Source organism: Bacteroides caecigallinarum (genome assembly GCF_021530995.1).
Taxonomy (GTDB): domain Bacteria; phylum Bacteroidota; class Bacteroidia; order Bacteroidales; family Bacteroidaceae; genus Phocaeicola; species Phocaeicola faecigallinarum.
In genome coordinates this window covers 1-3147 of sequence record NZ_JADYTF010000191.1, presented here as the reverse complement: position 1 = coordinate 3147, position 3147 = coordinate 1, and the positions used below count along the sequence as shown (strand labels likewise).

The 3147-nt window shown below is 39.8% G+C and carries 3 protein-coding genes and 1 pseudogene; 1 reads left to right on the top strand and 3 read right to left on the bottom strand.

Going from position 1 to position 3147, the window contains the following annotated elements:
• Nucleotides 1–32: 32 nt before the first annotated feature.
• From I6E24_RS15785 to I6E24_RS15775, 3 genes and pseudogenes are all read right to left on the bottom strand, one after another.
• Nucleotides 33–512: pseudogene (locus I6E24_RS15785) on the bottom strand (S41 family peptidase); the annotation flags it as partial.
• Nucleotides 513–548: 36 nt separating this feature from the next.
• Nucleotides 549–1298 carry a hypothetical protein gene (locus I6E24_RS15780; RefSeq protein ID WP_235329612.1) on the bottom strand — a complete coding sequence of 250 codons (750 nt, stop codon included), beginning with the start codon at nucleotides 1296–1298 and terminating at the stop codon, nucleotides 549–551.
• Between the two features lie 19 nt (nucleotides 1299–1317).
• Nucleotides 1318–1509, bottom strand: a complete 192-nt coding sequence (locus I6E24_RS15775; RefSeq protein ID WP_235329610.1) for a hypothetical protein — start codon at nucleotides 1507–1509, stop codon at nucleotides 1318–1320.
• A 110-nt stretch (nucleotides 1510–1619) separates the two neighbouring features.
• On the opposite strand from I6E24_RS15775, the gene I6E24_RS15770 reads away from it, so the two are divergent.
• Nucleotides 1620–3059, top strand: a complete 1440-nt coding sequence (locus I6E24_RS15770; RefSeq protein WP_235329608.1) for an IS4-like element IS943 family transposase — start codon at nucleotides 1620–1622, stop codon at nucleotides 3057–3059.
• Nucleotides 3060–3147 lie beyond the last annotated feature (88 nt).

The window sequence follows — 3147 nt, the reverse complement described above, 5'->3', positions numbered from 1 at the left end:
ATTTAATTATTTACCTAATCGCAAACTATTTGTTATTCATAAAACTTAGAAAATGTGATATAATAATCTATCTTGGAATTGGGCAATGTAAAATGTAGAAAATTCCCGAAATATACATCAGGACAGCCTGTTTCTCCTTCCACATCCGCAATGCCTAATTTTTTCAAGGTATGAGCAAAAGTTGAAGCGCCGGAATAGGTCTTGTTGTTTACAAGGACAGTTATCTTTCCATGATATAGATTTGTTTCTTCCAAATTATCCTTGACAGGGGTATCTTTTATTACAAAAAGTTCCCCTTCCGGCAAATTGCAAATTTCACAGTAAATCTCAGGATGCCTGTCTTTGTTATATGCTTTAGAATATGAACTGACCTTTAATTGGCTTTTAGAATATAGCGAATAGTCCGGATGTGGAAAATATGAAATCAGCCTTTTCACACATTGGCTTGAACCACCTGTATTATTTCGCATATCTATTACTATTTCCTGTATTTTTCTGTGATTTATTTCTTTAAAAACAGAATCACAAAAAGTCTTTAGTTCCGTTTCTTAGAACACATTGCGAATGGTAAGGATTGCCTTTGTATAATCAGAAGAAAAATTACAACTGAAACTTTCATGCCTATTTTTAGATTGTCTTTCCTTGATAACCTTCAAAGCAACACTTTGAGGTACTCCTTCCAAACTTATCTTTTCTATTTTACCACCATGTTTTATAGTAAACACATACAACTCACTCCACCTGTACATGTACCATAACAACGGAGAAAAATAGGCGTTTACACTGCCTTCCTTAATACCATTATCCTTCTCCGAGCCCCACAAGCCATACATCGGTTCAAGTATATCTTTTGACTTGATACCATTTATACTGAGAATCGTATCACCTTCGCTAATTCCGGAATTATCAATCACCGGATAATCTACAATAAAGATATCTCCAGTTGCTTTAATTTTCAATGGAATTGTTCTGCCATTCTTCTTTGCATGAGAAATAAGGTCGTCTGTAATAGGCGGCAGCAGCATACTATGGCCATCTTTGATATTAGCCATAAAAGGAGCTATTTTCAGATAAAAGTCGGATATACTGATAGAATCAGTCAGGGATGCCTTCATCTTAGTTTTATTTCTTTCATACTCTTCCCTTGATTGATAGAGATAAAGATCCGGATGCACACATTCCAATTTTGCGCATAAAGTGTCAAAATCGGCCATTTGCTGAGCGGAACTTAATTGTTGTCCGAAAGAAGACTTACAGATAAAAGTTATAAGTATAGAAATAATGAAAAGTATTCTCATAATCAACTATTAAGACAAGTTATTTCCTAACATCATCAAAAAGCTTTGATGATGCAAACTTCTTGGGAAGTCTTTCAAAAAGTTTCTGAAATGTTTCTTTGTTTATTGAATGTCTTTGTATGTATAAGCAATAAGCCCCCACAAGATTATCAATATTACGTTCTATTCTTTGAATATTGAGAATAGAATCTTCTTTTATGAGTTCATTCATTTTTAATGTTATTCAAGTTTCGCAAGTAAAAAAGTATGGCTTTTAGTTCTGTATTTCGCAGAAAATGAGTATCTTTAAGTGCTATCAAAAAGGACTCAATACTAAAAGCTATGGTCAAAGATAAACATATTATTTCAGAAATAGACTCATTTTTCTCTAAAAATGATTGTAACAGGGCCATTAATTGTATAATCGGTACAATCTCCCGCCTGAACCTCAATTTCTCCGGCATTGGAATTGAGAAACGGCATAACTGTAAACTCACCAGTCTCCAAGTGTTGGAACTGCTTTTGCTCTTCCCTTTCTTCATGGTGAGGAACTCTTTCCAATACAGCCATTCCGGTCTCTCGAAGTTATTTTCCTGTCGAAAGGATATGTTTTACCGTTTCCTGGAACAGGACCACATCGACTGGCGCAAGCTGGTCTATAGGATGTCCTTGCGCCTTTTGAGGCGGACCGGTGCGAGGAGCGACTCGGAAGGGTCCCTTCAGTGTCTGATAATTGACGATACGGACTTGCCCAAGACCGGCTTCAAGACAGAGCTGATAGGCCGCATCTATTCCCATGTGCTACATAGGAGCATCCTCGGCTTCAAGGGGCTGTTCCTGTGCCATAACGACGGGAAGACACAGACCATGCTTGACTTTTCGCTTCATGGCGAGGAGGGCAAGAACCCTGAAAAAATACAAGGGCTGACAAGCAAGCAGCGGAATGCCCGCTTTTGCAAAGTCCGTGACGAAAAATCCGTGGTCAACACCCGTATCCGGGAATATAAACAAAGCAAGATTGAGCGTTCCATTGAAATGGTGAGGCATGCCATGAAGAAAGGCATACGGTTTGATTACCTGCTGGTTGACAGTTGGTTCACCTGTGCAGACCTGATACGATTCATCACTTCAAGACATTTGGAATGCCATCTGATAGGCATGCTAAAGATGGGGAAAACCAGATACAGGACCGAAGCGGGAAACCTGAACGCTCCCGTCATCATCGACAGGCTGAAGAAGGAAAAGTCGGTCAGGTACAGCCGCAAACTGAACTGCTATTATGCCCACATGGATGCCGAATACGCCAACCGGAAAATCCGGATCTTCTTCTGCAAAAGAGGCAGGAAAGGGGCATGGAACGCATTCCTTTCCACTGACACCCGACTGGACTTCTTTGAAGCCTACCGGATTTACTCCATGCGTTGGGCCATTGAAGTCTGCTTCTCGGAAATGAAAGGGCTGCTCAGACTCGGGAAATGCCAATGCAGGAACTTCTCTTCACAAATAGCAAGCATAAGCCTGACACTGATGCAATACAACATCCTTTCCCACATCAAGAGGTTTGAAGCCTATGAAACCATAGGGGGATTGTTTGACCGGACTGTCAACGGAGCGATGGAACTCTCGGTGACCGAACGGATATGGGAACTGATCCTGCAGATTGTAGCTGTCATCGCAGAGCTATTCTCGGCAGATGAAGAGGAAATTATCAGGATGATTGCCTATGACAATCCAAAAATCAACATCATTAAAGATTTATGCGGAGTGAAAAAGACGGCATAGGGCTACTTGCGAAACTTGAATTAGATATTATAATTCAATAAACATAGCAGACAATTAATGGGAGATATGAGATGTTGAGATATATTTG

Excerpts from the sequence above, each read along its gene's own strand:
- I6E24_RS15780 (WP_235329612.1), bottom strand. The coding sequence starts at position 1,298 with ATGAGAATACTTTTCATTATTTCTATACTTATAACTTTTATCTGTAAG.
- I6E24_RS15775 (WP_235329610.1), bottom strand. The coding sequence starts at position 1,509 with ATGAATGAACTCATAAAAGAAGATTCTATTCTCAATATTCAAAGAATA.
- I6E24_RS15770 (WP_235329608.1), top strand. The coding sequence starts at position 1,620 with ATGGTCAAAGATAAACATATTATTTCAGAAATAGACTCATTTTTCTCT.